We start from the raw sequence: 19,555 nt of genomic DNA on the forward strand, positions 1-19,555 counted from the left end.
CTTACAGATACTTTGAAATGAGTTTATTTTTCGTTGGAGCGGTAGCGTCTTGTGATTCAATAGATTTCAAGACTGCTTGTAGCTTTTTAGATGGTTTATGATTAAGAATTTTTAGAGCATCTTCGTTTGTTAGTTTTATGTCACGTGTTAAACTGATTGTAGCCATTTGTTCTACCTCCTGTTTCTACTTAAATTCATTATAGCTTATTTTGAAAAAAAGTTCAATCTAAAGATAGTGTATGTTTTCTATAGTGTATAAATCCAAAATAAGTTTTTCTCTTGTATTTGTAGCTCATATTCGTTAGAATAATGGTGTAGATGAGTGGTCGGCTCATGGTCAATCTGATAGTAATCTTGGACATAAGGGCCAAGCGGTGGCGGACACCAGAACGAAATCCGATAGCAATCTTGGACGTAAGGGCCAAGCGGTGGCAGACACCAGAATAAACCGACTGACTAGGTGGCTTACAGGTTCAGTAAGCCATCTATTTTTTATTATTACAATAGTTTATTTGAAAAAAATTTTCTGGTTTACTTAAAATTAATTGACATATAATTAATTGACATATAATAGTAAAAATGGTATCATTGTCTTATAAAGAAACCGGTTTCAAAAAAAGAGAGAGGAGGATTTATTTTGTCGCATTGTTACTCAGGGTGTGCTTTGTTTGAAAGGAGAAATAAAATGAAAACGAAAAAAAATAGATTACTCGCTCTAGCTCTTATTTCAAGCTTTACATTAATGGGAGCTGTATCTGCCGCAGTGCAGTATCCTGATGGTGGTGTTTGGACCTATGGTGAGGGTTCTGGAGGAGGATGGGCTTTTTCAAATTACTACCATGGTAAAAAATACCATTATTCATCTATCGTGAGCAGATGGGATAGTGATTCTGATAAAGGAGAAGCTCCTGCTGGAAAAACTTCCTACGCATGGATTTGGACCAAATGGGGAGAACAAGTATCATTTTACTATGATTATGACTAATCGTTCATTGGTTTAAATCGTTCCCCTTGTACGAGCTACAAGGGGAATCATTTTTTTATAAGGAGTCTACTATGAAGAAACTATTTATTTGCTTGTCTACTATTTTTCTCAGTTGCTTCTTCATTTGGATTATTATCTTACGTGCCCCTCAGTATCTCTATACTAGTTATGACTCCGTTACCCTGCTACGTGTTAAAAAGGGGGCACAAGAGCCGACTCGTGAGGAGTTTGAGCGAGAGTTGGAGAAGTTTGCAAGCTCGGAGCAGAGTTTGATTGCCAGACGGATAGTAGAGCCGAGTAAGGATGGAAGCACCAACTTCACCTATGCGACCTATGGTCAGGGAAGCTTGCCAAAAGAGTTTCAAGTGGCCAGCCAAGAAAGCCGAGAACGGAGCGATCCTCTCAATAGCTACCTTCTCTTATCTGGTTCATTGACCAAGGAAAAATTAGCTGCAAAATTAGATGATTTAGGTTATAAAGCGATTGCAGACCGCAAAACTCCTCCGTATCTTTTAGCTTTTTGGATTGCTTTAAATCCGTTGTTGTTGATTAGTTTAGCTATATTTGGATTAGCTTTCTTTGCTATGGTGATTATCACTCGGATTAAGGAGATGCGGGCTGCAGGGCTTCAGCTCTTTTCAGGACAGACCCTCTTGTCCATTATAGGAAGCGCCTTATACGATGACGTCAAGTGGCTTTGCTTAGCTGGGGGGGGATCCCTTATAGTGGGAGGTGCTGTACTCCTCGGCCAAGGGCTCTTTTATTCCGTTCTTTTAGCAACCTTTAGTATCGGAGTGGGGCTTTATCTTCTCTTTTTATTGGGAATTTCGCTCGTACTGAGCCTGCTCTACTTGATGAGCTTGAGCTACAAGGCTTTGGTTCCTGTGTTAAAAGGACGTTTGCCCCTCAAACGTTTGATGACCTTGACCTTGCTATGTCAGTTGGTTGCTGTCTTTACAGTAGGTTATGCAGTCAAGACTGGCTTGACTTCTTACCAGCGTTTACAGGAACTCCAGCTATCCAAGCAAGCTTGGGAAGATCGAGCAGATTATTACCAAATTTCCTTTGGGATCGGTGATAGAGGAAAAAATGCGGAAAATCAGAGCAAGTGGTATGCCTTTGCCAAGGAAGCAATCGAAGAAGAACAAGCCCTTTATGTAAAGGATAATCTGTTCCATTTTGCCAATCCACAAGGAAAAAATGAACAGGGAGAGACATTGGATACCTATAGTCCGGATGCTAATACGCTCTATGTTAGTCCCAGTTATTTGGAGAAGGAAAAGGTCGTGGTAGATGCTGAGACCAAACAGAAGTTAGCCCATCTCCCAAAAGGTGAGTTTATTCTCTTGCTCCCAGAACATTTGCGCTCTCGAGAAGCAGAACTAAAAAAAATCTTTGAAGAAAGATTGAGTTATTATGGAAAATCTGGTGAGGAGGCAAGTGCTCCTTTGGATTATGAGATGAAAGCGCACGTTAGTTATCTTTCAATGGGAGAAAAGCGGTTTGTTTATAATAACGGTGAGAATCCCGTATCCACTCAGTATTTGACTGATCCGATTTTAGTGGTATTCACGCCGACTTCTACAGGTGATAGTTTTACATCCTTATCTAGTTGGTCTATCAATGCTGGTAAGAATATTTTTGTCAAAGGATATGAAGATGGGATTAAACTCTTGAAAAATGCAGAAATTTATGATCAAGTCTCCTATCTCAAGGAGGGACGAAGTGTTTACCTCGCACGTTACTATGAGGTTCAAACAGAAACTCTAACCCTTATTTTAGGAGCTATTATTGGAATCGCGAGTTCTTTGCTTCTCTTTTATTCTGTGAATCTTCTTTATTTTGAACAATTCCGTCGTGAGATTTTGATTAAACGAATTTCTGGTTTGCGATTTTTTGAAACACACGCTCAGTATATGATTAGTCAATTTGCTAGTTTTATATTCGGTGCGAGTCTCTTTATTTGGCGTAGTCGGGATTTGATGATTGGATTGGTAACTTTATCAATCTTCCTCGTTATTGCTATACTGACTCTCTACCGTCAAGCACAGAAAGAATCTCGTGTTTCTATGACCATTATGAAAGGAAAATAGGATGATTGAACTAAAGAATATATCTAAAAAATTTGGAAGCCGTCAGCTATTTTCAGATATTAATCTTCATTTTGAAGGTGGGAAAATTTATGCCTTAATCGGTACAAGTGGCTGTGGTAAGACAACACTCTTGAATATGATTGGACGATTAGAGCCATATGACAAAGGGCAAATCATCTATGATGGCACCTCTCTTAAAGACATTAAGCCCTCTGTTTTCTTTAGAGATTACTTGGGATATTTATTTCAAGATTTTGGCTTAATTGAAAGCCAAACCGTCAAAGAGAATCTCAATCTGGGTTTAGTTGGTAAAAAGTTGAAAGAAAAAGAGAAACTCTCTTTGATGAAACAAGCTCTAAACCGTGTAAACCTCTCTTATTTGGATTTAAAGCAACCTATATTTGAGTTATCAGGAGGAGAAGCACAACGTGTTGCACTAGCGAAGATAATTTTAAAGGATCCGCCTTTGATTCTTGCAGATGAACCAACCGCTTCGCTAGACCCCAAAAACTCTGAGGAATTACTCTCTATCCTAGAATCTTTAAAAAATCCGAATCGAACCATTATTATTGCGACCCACAATCCTCTTATTTGGGAGCAAGTGGACCAAGTCATTCGAGTTACCGATTTATCACATAGATGATATGGCAAGATTCAGCAATAAGAAAGTTTTTGATTATATACAGCATAAATTTCGAAAATCTGGAGTACTTGTTTATAATCACAATATTATTTGAGAACGCAGTTTTGGCTCGTTCTCTTTTTTTGTTGTGATACTTCTTTCAAGGAATATTTGGTAGGATTGGAGTGAAAAAAGATTAACTAGGAAAGAAGGAAGTATATGGAAGCCATTTATCAACGTGATTCGGATCAAGATGGACTAACTGATGCTCAAGAATTAGCGCTAGGAACCAATCCTATTAGCGCAGATTCTGATGGTGATGGTCGTTCAGATTTAGTGGAAGTAGAAGAAGGAACCAATCCCTTAGAAAAGGATTTACAAGACATAGACCAAACAAGTATAACTGAACCATCTTCAGTATTTATGGAAATGAAACAAAAGATTTCAGATATGATGGAGAGTCACTACAAGGAATTTATACAGGCTCTGATTAGTATTGAAACAGGGATTGAAAACCAACAAGACCTAGAAGACTTATATACTTACTACATGAGAACAGATTCTGTTTCTCTTTTGTCTAGTGATTTAGAAACCAGTCCTCAAGAGGTTGAAATGGAGATAGAGTTGTAGGGGAATCATGTGATTCTCCTATTTTCGTATAGATGAAAGGAGTGAGTATGGAAGTAATGCAATTATTGGCTATGTTTCGTGGAACAATTCCAAAAGATAGGGAGAAAATGGACCTATTTCTTCGTTATCAAGCTCAACATTTTGATGAGAAATGGCAGGATTTGGTAGTGAATTTTTTGACTGAAGAGGGCAAGATAGAAGAGATTCCTCACGTATATTCTTTTGATCAAGATATTGTTTCTTTCCTAGAGGCCAGTTCTGAAAATAATGACCAAGATTTAGAAAGTTACACAAGAAATTTTGGACAAGCAGGTCTAAGTAAATTATCTCAATTAAGTAATTTTGAGAAAAACTTGGTGCTAGAAGTCGCAACCTATAATCTTTTCACTCGATTTTACATCCAATCTGAAAAAGAGAAGCTAACACCATTAAGTGAGCTTGTATTTCATCAGAATCAGGATGTCAATTTAGTCAATGTCTATCGGGTTGCGAATAATCTATCTGATCGCATTAGTAGAGATATAGAGGAGTTTCTTCTAATGGTTGATTCCAAAGAACTAAAAAAAGAAGTTCTTGAGATTCATTTTGAAGAAAAAGAAGGAGATGTTCTAGCCTATTTGGGCTCAGAATTGACGGCTACTTTAGATATCGTTACGGATCTTGTCCATCATGAAGAAAACTACACACAACTCCCACTGACACAAAAGCTGAAGATTATTACTTATTTTGATGAAGTAAAGGCTATAAGAGAAAAGTCTAAGCAAGTAGAGGAAGCAGTCTTACCTTTAGATAATATTGACCAGGTAGAAGAAAATGTGGAAGTTCATTCCCTAACTAAAGTAGATAAAATTGTAGAAGAAGCTTTGAGGGAATATCCGATTGGTTCACAAGTAAGTTATAAAGGACAAGTATTTCAGTTGGTTTCAATTGAAAATGCACAGTTAAATGACTTAGTTCGCCTAGAGCTATTCAATGATTCCAACCAGTTATTTGAAGAAAATCCTATTTTATATTTGAACAGTTTGGAAGAGATTGAACAAGTATTGTCTCTGGTAGAACTTGAAAAAGAAAATTCAGAGATTGAGATGGATTCATCAAGTGAAAGTCTGGAAATAGATTTGTATTCCTATCTGGAAGAAGAAAAGGAAAAGGATAATGAAACAGAATCAACACCACTTATTTCAAGTATAGAAGAGTTGGATATTCCTGTTCAAGATTTTGTTTTTCCAGATGATTTAGAGAACTTTTATCCTAAGACAAATCGAGAAAAAATTGAAACGAATATCGCCGCAATTGAACTTGTTAAAAGATTAGAAAAAGAGGGACGACAAGCGAATCCAGAAGAACAAGAGCTACTAGCCAAGTATGTCGGCTGGGGTGGTCTTGCCAATGAATTTTTTGATGAACTCAATCCAAAGTATGAATCAGAACGTTTAACTCTCAGGAGCTTAGTAAGTAAATCAGAATACTCCACCATGAAACAAAGTTCTCTCACAGCCTATTATACAGACCCAATGATTATTCGCCAGATTTGGCAAAAGTTACTGGATGATGGTTTTGAGGGAGGAAGGATTTTAGATCCTTCTATGGGGACTGGGAACTTCTTTGCGGCGATGCCTAGAAGTATACGAGAGAAATCAGAACTCTATGGGGTTGAATTAGACAGTGTGACAGGCGCAATCGCAAAACAACTCCATCCCAATACCCATATTGAAGTGCGAGGATTTGAAGAAGTTCCCTATCAAAATAATAGTTTTGATTTAGTCTTAACGAATGTTCCATTTGGAAATTTTCGGATTGCTGATAAAAACTATGATAAACCTTATATGATTCACGACTACTTTGTCAAACACTCACTTGATTTAGTAAGAGACGGAGGACAAGTTTCGATTATCTCTTCTATCGGGACAATGGATAAGCGGACAGATAATGTCTTACAAGAGATTAAAACCAACACTCATTTTTTAGGGGGTGTTCGTTTGCCGGATACGGCTTTTAAAAAGATTGCAGGTACTCGAGTGACCACAGATCTCCTCTTCTTTCAAAAGGATCAAGCAAAGAATCTTAATGAGGAGGAACTTGTCTTTAGTGGCTCTATTCCCTTTGAGGAGGATAAGCGTGTCTGGATCAATCCTTATTTTGATGGGAAATACAATACACAAGTTTTGGGTGAATATGAGGTACGTAATTTTAATGGAAGTACTCTCAATGTTAAGGGGGTATCAGAAACATTAGCTACTGACATAATGAAATCATTAGAGAATGTGGAAGCACCTAAACAAATTGACAATTCTTTGAAAGCACCTGTTTTTATCCAAGAAGAAGTGGATAATTCTATCCCAAGTCGTATACGTGAGAACTTAGCGCTCTATTCTTTTGGATATGAGGGAAATCAAATTTATTACCGAGATACGCATGGCATTCGGAAAAGTTCAAAAGTAGACGAAATTAGTTATTATGTAGATGAGAAGGGAGATTTTAAAGCTTGGGACAGTTCTTTGTCTGAACATAAAATAGACCGATTCGTGCAACTTCATTTGACAGATGAGGAAGTGCTAGATGTTTACAAGTCAGAAGAAGCGAGTAAAAGAGGGAAATATAAGGGACTGTTCAAAAAAACTGTCTTTTATGAAAGTCCCTTATCGGATAAGGACATTAGTCGTATTAAGGGCATGGTTGATTTGAGAGAGACCTATCAAGACTTAATTGAAATTCAACGTCATCAAGATTATAGTCGGACAGATTTTCAGGTATTACTTAGTAAACTCAATCATGACTATGATCGCTTTGTAAGTCAATTTGGATACTTGAATGTCTCCGTTAATCGGAACTTATTTGATAGTGACGATAAGTATTCTTTACTAGCAAGTTTAGAAGATGAATACATCGATTCTAAAGACCAGAAAGTAAAATATAAAAAATCTTTAGCTTTTGAGAAAGCATTGGTTAGGCCAGAGAGAGTGATTGCAAGAGTATCAACGGCTTTAGATGCCTTAAACTCCAGTTTATCGGATGGTAGAGGGGTTGATTTAGAATATATGGTATCAATTTATCCCGATCATAGCCAAGCTGCTATTTTAGATGAGTTAGGTGACCAGATTTTAATGGATCCTGAAAGCTATTTAAGAGGAGAAAGAAAATATCTTTCTAAGAACCAGTTTTTATCAGGAGATATTCTCAACAAGATAGAAGTAGTTCAACTATTAGTGGAGGAAAACAATCAAGAATGTGACTGGTCCCATGCTTTAGATTTGTTAGAATCTGTTCGCCCTCCAAGGATTCATCTGGCAGATATTGAGTTTAAAATAGGGTCACGTTGGATTCCTCAATCCGTTTATGGTAAATTTGCCTTTGAATGTTTTACCAATCGTGAATTTGAATTGTCTTCGCCTGATGTTGAACAAGTCATTGAAGTGAATCCTGTCGATGGCCAGGTTCATTTAAGGACATCATTTGCTTATCGCTATCCAAGTGCCAAAGATAGTAGTCTTGGAGTTAGTGGGTCACGTTATGATACAGGAAGAAAGATTTTTGAGAATTTACTTAATTCGAACCAACCGACGATTACCATGACTGTTACGGAAGGAGAAAAGAAAAAGACCATCACAGATTTGGAAAAAACCTCTGTTCTAAGAGCAAAAGAGCAGCATTTACAAGAGCTCTTTCAAGAATTTGTCTCACGGTATCCAGAAGTCCAACAAGTCATTGAAGAAAGCTATAATCGTCTTTATAATCGAACTGTTAGTCGAGAGTATGATGGTAGCCATCTAGTCATTGATGGCTTGGCACAAAACATCAGTCTTCGTCCTCATCAAGAGAATGCCATTCAAAGAATCGTAGAAGAAAAAAGAGCCTTATTAGCTCATGAGGTAGGTTCAGGAAAGACCTTGACCATGCTTGGTGCTGGGTTTAAATTAAAGGAGTTGGGGATGGTTCATAAGCCCTTGTATGTGGTTCCCTCTAGTTTGTCTGCTCAGTTTGGTCAAGAAATCATGAAATTTTTCCCTACTAAAAAGGTCTTTGTGACCACTAAGAAAGATTTTGTGAAGGCGAGAAGAAAACAATTTGTGTCACGTATTATTACAGGAGATTACGATGCCATTGTTATTGGGGATTCTCAATTTGAAAAAATCCCTGTCAGTAAGGAAAGACAGATGAATTATATCGAGGATAAACTCAATGAATTACGAGAGATTAAAACGCATTCTGAAAATAAGTATACTGTCAAAGAAGCAGAACAATCAATAAGTGGTCTAGAGAAACAATTGGAAGAACTCCAATGCTTTAATCGTGATAGTTTTATTGATTTTGAGAACTTAGGAATTGATTTTCTCTTTGTGGATGAAGCACATCACTTTAAAAATATTCGTCCAATTACTGGACTTGGAAATGTAGCAGGGATTACCAATACAACCTCTAAGAAGAACGTGGATATGGAAATGAAGGTTCAACAGATTCAGGAAGAACATGATTATAAAAATATTGTCTTTGCGACAGGAACACCTGTTTCCAATTCTATTAGTGAGTTATATACTATGATGAACTATATTCAACCAGATATTTTAAAACGCTATCAAGTTGATTATTTTGACTCTTGGGTAGGTGCTTTTGGAGAAATTCAAAACTCTATGGAATTAGCTCCTACAGGGGATAAGTACCAGCCTAAGAAACGATTTAAAAAGTTTGTCAATCTACCTGAGTTGATGAAAATCTATAAAGAAACAGCCGACATTCAAACACAAGATATGTTGGATTTACCTGTTCCAGAAGCTCATATTATCCCTATTGAGAGTGAGTTAACTGAAAACCAGAAACTCTATTTAGAAGAATTAGTTATGAGGTCAGATATGGTCAAATGTGGAACAGTTGATCCGAGTCAGGATAACATGTTAAAGATAACAGGTGAGGCACGGAAACTAGCAATTGATATGCGTTTGTTGGACTCTAGTTATAGTCTAGCAGACAATCATAAACTGCTTCAGGTAGTGGATAATGTTGAAAGAATTTATCGTGAAGGAATGGAAAATAAGGCTACTCAGATGATTTTTTCAGATATTGGAACACCTAAGAAAAAGGACAATGGCTTTGATGTTTATTCTGAGATTAAGGCTTTATTAGTTGATAGAGGAGTCCCTAGTAAGGAAATTGCCTTTGTACATGATGCCAATAGTGATGAAAAGAAGAATAGTTTGTCTCGAAAGGTCAATGCAGGAGAGGTGCGGATCTTACTTGCCTCAACTGAAAAAGGAGGAACAGGTTTAAATGTTCAGAGCAAGATGAAAGCAGTTCATCACCTGGATGTACCGTGGAGACCAAGTGACATTCAGCAACGTAATGGACGGATTATCCGACAGGGAAATGAAAACAAGGAAGTGGATATTTACCACTACATTACCAAAGGTTCATTTGATAATTATCTATGGGCAACTCAGGAGAACAAACTTCGTTATATTAAGCAGATTATGACTTCTAAGGAGCCGATTCGTGCTGCGGAAGACATTGATGAACAGACCATGACAGCTTCTGATTTTAAGGCACTAGCAACAGGTAATCCTTATCTCAAATATAAGATGGAACTAGAGAATGATCTAACTCTATTAGAAAATCAAAGACGCGCCTTTCAACGCAGTAAGGATCACTATCGTCATACAATCTCTTACTGTGAAGAAAATATGCCCATTCTTGAGAAACGATTAAGCAAGTATGAAGGCGATATTCAACAGTCTGAAATATCGAAAGACCAGGCATTTTCTATGACAGTAGGCAAGCAAGTTTTTGAGCAACGAGCTGAAGCAGGTGAATCTCTACACCGTCTTATCCGTCATAATCAAGCTGACAGCAAAGAATTCCGTACCCTAGCAAGCTATCGAGGATTTGACATTAAAATGCTTAGTCTTCCAATAAATCAGCCTCTTCCTGAAACCTTCTCTGTTAAGATTGTAGGAGAAAATCAATATTCTGTCAGTTTAGATTTGTATTCTCCTTTGGGGACAATTCAAAGGCTCCAGCATACGATTGATTACATTAAAGAGGACCAAGTGAAAACTCAGAACTTATTGGATGAATTAAAGGATAAATGGACTACTGCTAAGGTAGAAATTGAGAAAAATTTTCCAAAGGAAGAGGAGTATCAAACTAAAAAGGCCGAATACGATGTACTCGCACCATTGATTGAAACAGAAACGGATTTAGATATTATTGATCAGGCATTAAGGCAATTCCACGAAAAAGGAAAAGAAAAGCAGGAACAACTTTCTTTTGAATTAGATTAAAAAATATATAAAAATAGCGGACAAGAAAAGAAAAGCGCGGTAGAATAAAGATAGAAAGAAACGAGGTAACGATTATGATGGAAGATACCTATTATCAATTAGAAGAGGCCTTGGTACAGGGATTTCAAACACCTGAAGAATACCAAGCCTACAAGGAACTAAAGGAACATTATGAGGAAGTTACTGGGGATTACAGTTTTTCTAAACGAGAACTCACTAGTCAATTGGAAATCTCTCTTCAGAATCATCGAGGTGTGGACTTTGAAGAACATGAAAAAGAGGAGTATTTGGACTTAGTTCAAAAATTAGAAGAGTTTGATTCCTCTCTTGCCACCCATTATCGTCAATTGATTAACTAGAAAGGAGAAAGTTATGAATGATTTACTCCTTATCCCAGTAATTTTTTTAGCAGTTGGAGGAATTCTCATTCTTTTATGGAGACTCTTTCTTATTGCCAGTGGACTTTTCCTGATTGGTTTTGTCAGTTTTCTTATTTTCGTGGAGGTTTATGGAATTTATTTGTTCTTTACTGAACCTACTTTATATTTTGATGATATCAGACAACATGGTTTAACTAGTTTTACAGCTGTGTACCTTTTCATCAATCTGATGTTGGTTCTAGGATTTAGTTGGCGCTTCATTAACTCCATAAATAAGAATAAAATGTGAACTTTTTAGATAGTTAAAAGACTTTATTCAAAGGTAAGTTTGAATAGAGTTTTTTTTATTGATGTGCTTATAATCCCGTCCTAGTACTTAGTGTGAGAAATAAAAAGAGATGAATTAAAATTAAAGTGTACAGAATGCTTTAGAGTTTCTATTTTTCTTATAATATATAGTAATTTCGGTACAAATTAACTTGTATATTCTATCTGGTTTAGTGTGATATATTCATTGTTAAATAAAAATATGAGTTCTCCTCTTATTTTAAAAAATAATTATTTTATAATTTTTTTTTATATTTAGTGTAAACCATTCATTGCGTCCCAAATACGGGAGGTTTGTTTCTGATTTTCATATTTGGATTATAATATTCTCATCAGAGTTACTTAAGGAGTAAGATATGAACCAGATTATGAAACAATATAAATTACTATATTTCTTGATTATTTTATTAAGTTTGACAAGTGCTCTTTTAATGACATTCTTCTCTATTCAATTAGGAAGAATACTTGATAGTATATCTAATTCAAATAGTGGATTACTCTTTCATATCACTATTTCTGTAGGTTCTATTTTACTGTGGTTCTTTATCTCTTGTTCTTATTCCTATCTTAAAAATCAATATGTAAAAAAAGTTATTATAGATCTAAAAAAGGGTCTCTTATTACATTATTTATCGCGTGAATTTAACCAAATTGACAACCGTAACCATTCAGATTTCTTAAATAATATCACCAAAAATAGTGACCTTATTCAAGAAAATTTATTGATTCCTAGAATCTCTCTAATTGCAAATTTAGGGACCCTTATCATGAGTGTGGTTGCTATTATCTATATAGAATGGCGATTAGCATTAGTCTTTCTTTTATTGTCAAGTATAACGATTTTTCTATCTCAAATTCCTGGAAAGTTAATGACTAAAGCAACTAATAATTATTCCCTACAAAATAGTGACTATTTATCAAAAATGACAAACTTTATTGATGGTTTTGAACAAATTAAGTTATTAAATGTTCAAAGCTGGATTCAAGAAAAAATTCAAGGAATCAGTTTAGAATTTGAAGAGTCCAGAAAAACTTATCAATTTTTAAAAGACATAGCTTCAACTACTGGAACCTTACTAAGTTTTTGCTCTCAACTATCCTGTATGGTTGCTGGTATCTTTTTTGTAAGAAATAACTTACTGACTATTGGATTACTCGTAGCAAGTATTCAATTATTAAACGGTGTCTTTGCTCCTTTACAATCTATTCTTTACAATAAAAATTTAATCAACAGTTGTAAGTCCATTATTGATAATATCCAAGAAAATCTATATGAGACGAATCATGAAATTTTTCATAAAACAACTACAATTAATTGTGATAATATTTCGACCATTTCTATTAGCCAATTATATTATGAAATTGAAAATAGAATATTATTTGATTGTTTTTCCTATGAATTTAAAAAAGGCAAGCGCTATGCTATTATCGGTGCTTCAGGAGCTGGGAAAACAACTTTAGTAAAATTAATACTAAATTATTATCCAAAAAATCTTTATGATGGAGAAATAAAAATCAACGGAAAACAGAATATTGATATTCCCTCAGAGGAGTTATATAAAGATATTGCGTTTGTGCAAAAAAATGACTTTCTGATTGAAGGCAATATTCTAGAGAATATCAAATTGGCTAGAAACCTTCATTTAACTGAAAAATTAAGAAAATCCTTAGGTTTTAATGAAGACTTCCTTCGTAAAAACCTAGCTCAATCAAACCAAATCATTTCAGAAGGAGAAAAGCAACGAATTGATTTAGCTAGGTTTTTAGTCAAAACATATTCAGTTTATATATTTGACGAACCTACAAGTAACCTTGATCCAATAAAAGCAAAAGAAATAATGGACTACATTCTATCCATTAAAGATGCAATTGTTATTGTCATTACTCATGATCAAAATCCAGAAATATTGGAAGAGTTTGATCAGATAATTGTTTTATAATAGAAAGGAGGTGATGATCATGATTATGGAAGATTTCAACATTTTGGAGTTAGAATTTGAAGAAATTCGTGAAGAAGATACAACTAATTGGTACTTTATCTAAGATAATTTTAGATTTAGTTAATTTAAACTCTTAAAAAGAGAGTTTAAATTAGTTTGTATTAATAAAAAAGAAGTCAATAATATTAATTGACTTCTCGTGTATAACAAAAGCATGCATGTTCATCTTGCATGCTTTTATCAAATAGTTGAGGATATAAAATGGATAATTATTTCCCAAAATGGAACCAGGATAGAATCGTTTACCAATGGAAGAACGATAGATTAAGAATTGGAGCTGACGATGTTGATGTATTAGAAATTACAGGATACTCAGATTTTTGGTTAGATTTAATTTCTTGTTGCAATGGAATTAATAGCTTTGAAGAAATTAAAGATTTATTAAGAAAAAAATATGATATATCCGAAAATATTATAGAAAAATATATATCTAAATTTTCTGATCGTAATTTATTAGAAATATTAGATAGACCTGTAAATCAAATTGATCACTATTTAATTAATGAATCACTGGAAACTTATTATTCTAGTGAAGGTATTGGTGGGATTAAATTACTTGAAAAATTGAGTAATTTAAAAGTTACCATACTAGGATGTGGAGCCGGTGGTTCTCATATCGCATTACAATTAGCCCAATTAGGGGTAGGGCGACTTCATTTAGTCGATGATGATATTGTTAAAGAAAATAATATAAATAGGCAATCTATGTTTACCTTTAACGATATTGGTAAATATAAAGTTGACTGTGTAAAAGATTGTATTCTAAAACGTAATTATCAGTGTGTAGTCACAAAAAGAAAGTTAAAAATGAGCACTGTTGATGCTGTAAAAAAAGAAATTTCTGAAAGTGACTGGGTATTTTGTTGTATGGATGAACCTCCTTATATAGCACAAAGATTAGTAAATAGAGCATGCTATTTATTTAATATCCCTAGTATATACTGTTTTAGCCAACGTAGCGCAGGTAAACTCTTATTTTGTAATCCTAATATTCAAAATATAGGCTGTGTTGATTGTTTACTTTATGAACAAGATAGTGATAACTTTCAAAATTTAGTTAAAAAATTTTCAAACTATGATGGAAAATTAATAACTGCAAATATTTTAACTAATATTCTATTATTGTCATCATGGGTTGTGAAGAAATGGTTAGATTGTGTAACAGAGAAAAATAGTAATGTTTGGAATACTTTATTTAGATTTGATTTTTATAGTTTTAGGGAAGATGAATTCAAGCACTTCTCTAAGCAATCTCATTGTCCTACATGTGGTCATGATTTCAATAAAAGTAAACTCTGGGAGATTCTAAAAATTGATGAATAAGAAAATTATATTTAAAAAAAATCAAGCAAGTAAATTTGCATATTTTTCATTGATGTTTGTTGCAGGTACTAGTATTGAGCAAGTAAATGAATTAGGATTTTCACATCTTATTGAACATTTACTAATACGAGCAGGGAATGAACAATCACTAAATGAATTGTTTGATATGAATGGTGCAGCTATTAAAGGAGAGACATCTAGAGATTATATTAATTTAAGTGGTTACTGTCTAGCTGAAGATTTCAATAAAATTTTTAAAATACTGATAAGTAGGATTTTCAATCTTTCTATTACTGAAGATGAACTATTGAGGGAAAAGAAAATAGTCTTAATTGAATTAAATCAGTATGAAAATAGTAAAAAATCTATTAATGATAATCGAGTAATTTTTAAAAATAGTTCTTGGTCAATAGATATTATTGGTACTAGAGGTAATATTGAGTCTGTTACTTTAGAAACTATATATAAATTTTATAAAAATAAAATTCAAGCAGGAGAATTCCAGATTGCTATTTCTGGTCCAAGTTTTCTACAAAGTGAAATCATATATATTGAAAATATGTTACCTTTAAGTGGATCATCTGTAGAAATTAACTTTCCGACATTTTCAAGTGGTTTAACAGAATTAGATAAAATACAAGAACTCTCTGAAATTTCTATGTATCTTGATATATCTGGTATGGTAGCATCATCTCATGATATGGCAATGTTAAGTATCTTAAACTCGATGTTAACTGGTATTAAAGATTCATTATTAGGCCATAAGTTAAGGACACAAAAGCAATGGATATATAATATTGTATCATACCCAATATTTTATAGTAATATGACTTTACTAAAAATCGTAACTATAACACCTACAATCTATAAGAAAAAATTGATTAAAACACTAGAGAACAATCTTGTTAATGAATCCGATTTATCTGATGAACTATTATTTTATAAGGCTAAAAAAAGAGTAATCAATGAATTGTACATAAATTGTGAAGTTAATAAAAATGAATATTTAAAAACAATTTGTAGAGAAAAATTATTTGATATTCCAAGTTGGGATAGTATTGCTGAAGAGCTAGAGTTGATTTCTTTAGATGAGTTCAAGAGATTTTCAAAAAAAGCAATTATTCAAAATAGGAATTACCACATTGTATTAAATTGATAATATTTTTTTCGAAGTATTCTTTATAATTTTTGTATATTGTTTTATTGAATAATTCAAAAATTTTTAAAGCATCTTCTATTTTTAAAATTGATTTTTGATTATGATGAAATTTAAGTTCAAAATATCCATCTAAATACAAAAAAATAGTTTGTTCAAAAAAATCTGTGGAATTAGATAATATATTCTTAGTAGCTTGTTTTAAAAATAAAGATTCCTCATATAAGCTATTTTCAATCATTATAATAAGTGAATTAAGAAGTAATTGAACGAGAGATTGTTTATTTCTAGGTATGGAACTATACAACTTTCCTTTTTTTAGTGCCTCTTTAGCATATCTAAATAATAAATTTGGTAATATTGCTCGACAGCAATTTCCAAGAATAAGAATTTCGTAATATCCCCAGTTTTCAACAGAAAATAAATAATTTGTAAGGTAAGAGGTGTCTTGATTACTCAATTTATGATTATTATCAATTCCATAGACAATGCTTTCAATGAAAATAGCATTTAGCTTATGATAATGAGAATTTGTCTCTCTAAACAGTGCTATCTCTTTGTTTGCCATATTAAGTAATGATTTAATTTCTTGATTGTAGGCAGCCTGTTGAACTAAGCGGATCAAGCTATTGAAGTCTGAAGGCTCATAATTATTACAGGAAAGTAAAAACTCTTCTAGTGTTACACCTATTTTTTCAAGTAGATATAATAATTTAAAAAATGAAATTTCTGTCTCTCCTAATTCAAATCTAGAAATTTGAGACTTTGAAATTTCTGCACCTGCTAATGAAGAAATAGAAATACCTTTTCCTTCTCGTATTTTTCTATAAGTTTCACCTAAAATCATATTTACCTCCCTTTACCATAAAAAATTATTAGAAAGTGTGACAGATTATGAAAAAATACTATCAAATTCTTTTATTACTATTTGATATTATCATTATTATTGGATTATATCAATAAAATTAATGAGTCTGGGTAAAAACTCAATTTCAGGAGAAAATAAAATGAATATTCCCACGATAAAACGCATTATATCAAGTTTTTTGGACAGCCTTTGTTCGAAAATTATTTTAACTCATAGTTGATGATTCCATAAATTGAAAAGTTTTATACTTAGTATTAAAATGCTCGATTTTAATACGTATTACAAGTATCTCTATTAAACCTCTTATCCTCTTCAGTCAATGGATGCTTTTTAGAACTTTTAACAGGAATGAAGGTTATCTTATGAGTATTCACAATGCATAAATAATCCAAATCCAGAAAAACAAGTGATTGCTCTGGCAAACTTGACCTATCCTTTCTTAAAAAGAGTAAAATCATGTGTATGACCTTCTTAAAAAACTAATTAGCAGGCATGAAGTGGTGTTAAATCGAGTATGATTTGTGTCTTTATGTTATGTCTCTTTTTTCCTGAATAATTTTACTTTGGTTTCTTTTAACGTTGAAATAGGATTTTCTATTACATCAATAGCTATAGTGACACTTGTTGATTTTAAGTTTTCTAAGTCAAATAGACTTGAGGAATGGAGAGTATATTCTACGAATGTTAATGTTCAGTGACTGTCGCTAATCCAAGACCAAAATCAAAAGCTAGGAGACGTAGAGTTGGTCAATAGAATAAATAACGCAAGTTTAGCATCAACTGTTTTTATAGACTTAGCGTTTTTGGACGTCCTCCTTTATAGTGTTTGGCTTTATAAGCTTTATTTAGACAGGATATCTTCGTTGGGAAGGTGTCCTTTTTTACACTAATAAATAATTTAAAGTTCTCAGAAGTTAGTTGCATGATCTTTTGTAAATAGTTTTCTTAACTATAGTATAGCATAGTACAGTATGCATTTTATTTTTTTCCAATAAGTCTATTATACTCCAAAGACAGCTAGTTTTATTTTTTTCTCTGAACTGTACGATTTTGCGCCTGAAATGTAGGAATCACCTTTAGTTGTTGTGTGATAAAACTTACAAGTTCTTTTTGTTATTCTTGACCTAGTTTTTATAGAAAGAAGGTCTAAGATGTTAAATAAAGTCAAAACTAAAGCCTTAATTAGTGTTGGAGCAGTAGCCGCAACTAGCTTTATTCTCATGATGGGATATACTGCTGGTCAACATTCTACTGCTAAACAAAGTCGCAAAGAGATTGAATTGGCTGCAGCTAAACTTGTGGAAGATAAACAAGCAGAAGATAAAGCCAGTATTTTGTCATCGGATACTGTAAAAGAATTTTTGACACAGTACTATACGAAAGAAAAGCTCGGAGAAAATAATACACGCATTCAACCTTATATGACTGAATCAGCTTATTCTCAAGAATTGACAAGTCAAAACGATGCCATGAACCAAGTGTATAAGGACTATATTTTGGATTATCATTTTGAAAAAGCTGATATCTTTGTCAATCAGACTACGAATCAAGCCATTGCCATGGTCTCTTATAATGTAACCTATGTATCTGATTTAAAGAATGCCAACCAATCAAAGACTAATCAGACAGAAACAAGAACAGTTAAGTTATCCTATTCTAAACTACCTGGTAAGTTATTGGTCAACCAAGTACAGGTTTGGAAATCTGGGTTGGATGATTTAGATAAGGAAACTCCTAAAACTTTAGAAGAATCATCATCAATACCATCACTGCCAAATACTACGACAAAATGATGATATTGCATGGAAATAGAAGAATGTAAGCAAATTTCAATTCTTGATGTAGCAAGTCGTTTAGGTATCTCCTTTAAACAAGTTTCTAGCAGTGTCTATGAACATCCTGAACATGATTCATTTCGGATTTTTTCAACTACCAATACTTTTAAATGGTTTTCAAGAGATATTCAAGGTGATGTCATTGATTTTGTTCAACTAGTTAAGGGAATATCCTTTAAAGAAGCTCTAGCCTTTCTTTCTGAAGAACCTTTTCAAAAAGGCATTGTTCAAGACAATATAGAGAGACCATTTTATTATCCTTTAAAGTCAATAGAAGATTCTGACTGTCGTTTGACCAGATATTACTTAACAGAATGTAGAGGAATTTCAGAAGAAATCGTACAAAAGATGATCCAACAAGGTTTGATGGCACAAGCTAGTTGGAAAACAAATGAAACAGTTGAACCTGTTATTGTTTTTAAAAGCTTTGATCATCGTCACAAACTGAAGGCGGCAAGCCTACAAGGGATTTATAAGAATCATTCTATCCCAAGAGAGAGGTTAAAAACAATTTTAAAAGGAAGCCATGGACATGTTGGAATCTCCTTTGACATTGGTAAACCAAATAGACTGGTCTTTTGTGAATCGTTCATTGATTTGATGAGCTATTACGAACTTCATCAACAAAATCTATCTGATGTTCGTTTGGTATCTATGGAGGGATTAAAAAAATCTGTTGTTGCTTATCAAACTTTACGACTAATAGCTGAAGAAAATAAGAAGTTGGAATTTTTAGATACAGTAACACCTTCGAAGTTATTGCCCTTAATCAATACAATTCGTGATACCACTACCTATTTCGATAATCATCCTGATTTATTGACACTTGCGGTAGATTGTGATGATGCAGGTAAAGATTTTTCTGATAAGTTATCTCAAGCAGGATTTCCCGTTTTACTGGATTTACCTAATAATGAATTTGGGAAAGAAAAAATAGACTGGAACGATATTCTTCGAGAAAAGAAATCAGATTTACAATTGATGATCGAGACTGTGAAAGAGACTTTTGGAAATCCACCAGTAAGACAAACCTCTCAATGTTTAGAATTGTGATAACAAAATCA

At 33.5% G+C, this 19,555-nt stretch carries 14 protein-coding genes; 12 read left to right on the forward strand and 2 right to left on the reverse strand.

Translation table 11 applies throughout. The annotated features are described in order from the left end of the window. Position 1: 1 nt before the first annotated feature. Complete coding sequence (locus QM374_RS00185; protein ID WP_000201399.1) at positions 2-166, reverse strand: hypothetical protein; 165 nt, start codon at positions 164-166, stop codon at positions 2-4. A gap of 519 nt (positions 167-685) precedes the next feature. Between QM374_RS00185 and QM374_RS00190 the strand changes: the two genes are divergently transcribed. The 10 genes from QM374_RS00190 (at position 686) to QM374_RS00235 (ending at position 15,788) form a co-directional block, all read left to right on the forward strand. Beyond that, positions 686-985, forward strand: coding sequence for a lactococcin 972 family bacteriocin (locus QM374_RS00190; protein WP_049525949.1), 300 nt, complete (start codon positions 686-688; stop codon positions 983-985). A 71-nt stretch (positions 986-1,056) separates the two neighbouring features. Continuing rightward, positions 1,057-3,078 carry a bacteriocin-associated integral membrane family protein gene (locus QM374_RS00195; protein WP_414310547.1) on the forward strand — a complete coding sequence of 674 codons (2,022 nt, stop codon included), beginning with the start codon at positions 1,057-1,059 and terminating at the stop codon, positions 3,076-3,078. 1 nt (position 3,079) lies between these two features. Further along, positions 3,080-3,721, forward strand: a complete 642-nt coding sequence (locus tag QM374_RS00200; protein WP_049525946.1) for an ABC transporter ATP-binding protein — start codon at positions 3,080-3,082, stop codon at positions 3,719-3,721. Positions 3,722-3,919: 198 nt separating this feature from the next. Beyond that, positions 3,920-4,330, forward strand: a complete 411-nt coding sequence (locus QM374_RS00205) for a thrombospondin type 3 repeat-containing protein (RefSeq protein ID WP_049525944.1) — start codon at positions 3,920-3,922, stop codon at positions 4,328-4,330. Between the two features lie 47 nt (positions 4,331-4,377). Continuing rightward, entirely contained in the window at positions 4,378-10,602 is a 6,225-nt protein-coding gene (locus QM374_RS00210; protein ID WP_414310548.1) for an SNF2-related protein, read from the forward strand. Between the two features lie 74 nt (positions 10,603-10,676). Next, a complete protein-coding gene (locus tag QM374_RS00215; RefSeq protein ID WP_049525940.1) occupies positions 10,677-10,961 on the forward strand; it encodes a DUF5962 family protein in 285 nt (94 codons plus the stop codon). 13 nt (positions 10,962-10,974) lie between these two features. Continuing rightward, positions 10,975-11,271 (forward strand): DUF5966 family protein, encoded by a 297-nt coding sequence (locus QM374_RS00220; RefSeq protein ID WP_049525938.1) that lies wholly within the window; start codon positions 10,975-10,977, stop codon positions 11,269-11,271. Positions 11,272-11,665: 394 nt separating this feature from the next. Continuing rightward, positions 11,666-13,249, forward strand: coding sequence for an ABC transporter transmembrane domain-containing protein (locus QM374_RS00225; protein WP_049525936.1), 1,584 nt, complete (start codon positions 11,666-11,668; stop codon positions 13,247-13,249). A 261-nt stretch (positions 13,250-13,510) separates the two neighbouring features. Next, positions 13,511-14,632 carry a HesA/MoeB/ThiF family protein gene (locus tag QM374_RS00230; RefSeq protein WP_049525935.1) on the forward strand — a complete coding sequence of 374 codons (1,122 nt, stop codon included), beginning with the start codon at positions 13,511-13,513 and terminating at the stop codon, positions 14,630-14,632. Continuing rightward, the gene (locus QM374_RS00235) at positions 14,625-15,788 is read left to right on the forward strand and encodes a M16 family metallopeptidase (protein ID WP_414310549.1); all 1,164 of its coding nucleotides are present in this window, start codon (positions 14,625-14,627) and stop codon (positions 15,786-15,788) included. Before QM374_RS00230 ends, QM374_RS00235 begins: the two co-directional genes overlap by 8 nt. Here QM374_RS00235 and QM374_RS00240 read toward each other — a convergent pair. Continuing rightward, the gene (locus tag QM374_RS00240; protein ID WP_049525931.1) at positions 15,751-16,635 is read right to left on the reverse strand and encodes a helix-turn-helix domain-containing protein; all 885 of its coding nucleotides are present in this window, start codon (positions 16,633-16,635) and stop codon (positions 15,751-15,753) included. The two genes, QM374_RS00235 and QM374_RS00240, sit on opposite strands and share 38 nt — an antisense overlap. Positions 16,636-17,807: 1,172 nt before the next feature. Here QM374_RS00240 and QM374_RS00245 point away from each other — a divergent pair. After that, positions 17,808-18,449 carry a hypothetical protein gene (locus tag QM374_RS00245; protein WP_049525930.1) on the forward strand — a complete coding sequence of 214 codons (642 nt, stop codon included), beginning with the start codon at positions 17,808-17,810 and terminating at the stop codon, positions 18,447-18,449. A 9-nt stretch (positions 18,450-18,458) separates the two neighbouring features. Further along, the gene (locus QM374_RS00250; protein ID WP_414310550.1) at positions 18,459-19,544 is read left to right on the forward strand and encodes a DNA primase; all 1,086 of its coding nucleotides are present in this window, start codon (positions 18,459-18,461) and stop codon (positions 19,542-19,544) included. The last annotated feature ends 11 nt before the right edge of the window (positions 19,545-19,555 follow it).

Origin of the sequence: Streptococcus infantis (assembly GCF_047465525.1) — a bacterium.
Taxonomy (GTDB): domain Bacteria; phylum Bacillota; class Bacilli; order Lactobacillales; family Streptococcaceae; genus Streptococcus; species Streptococcus infantis_R.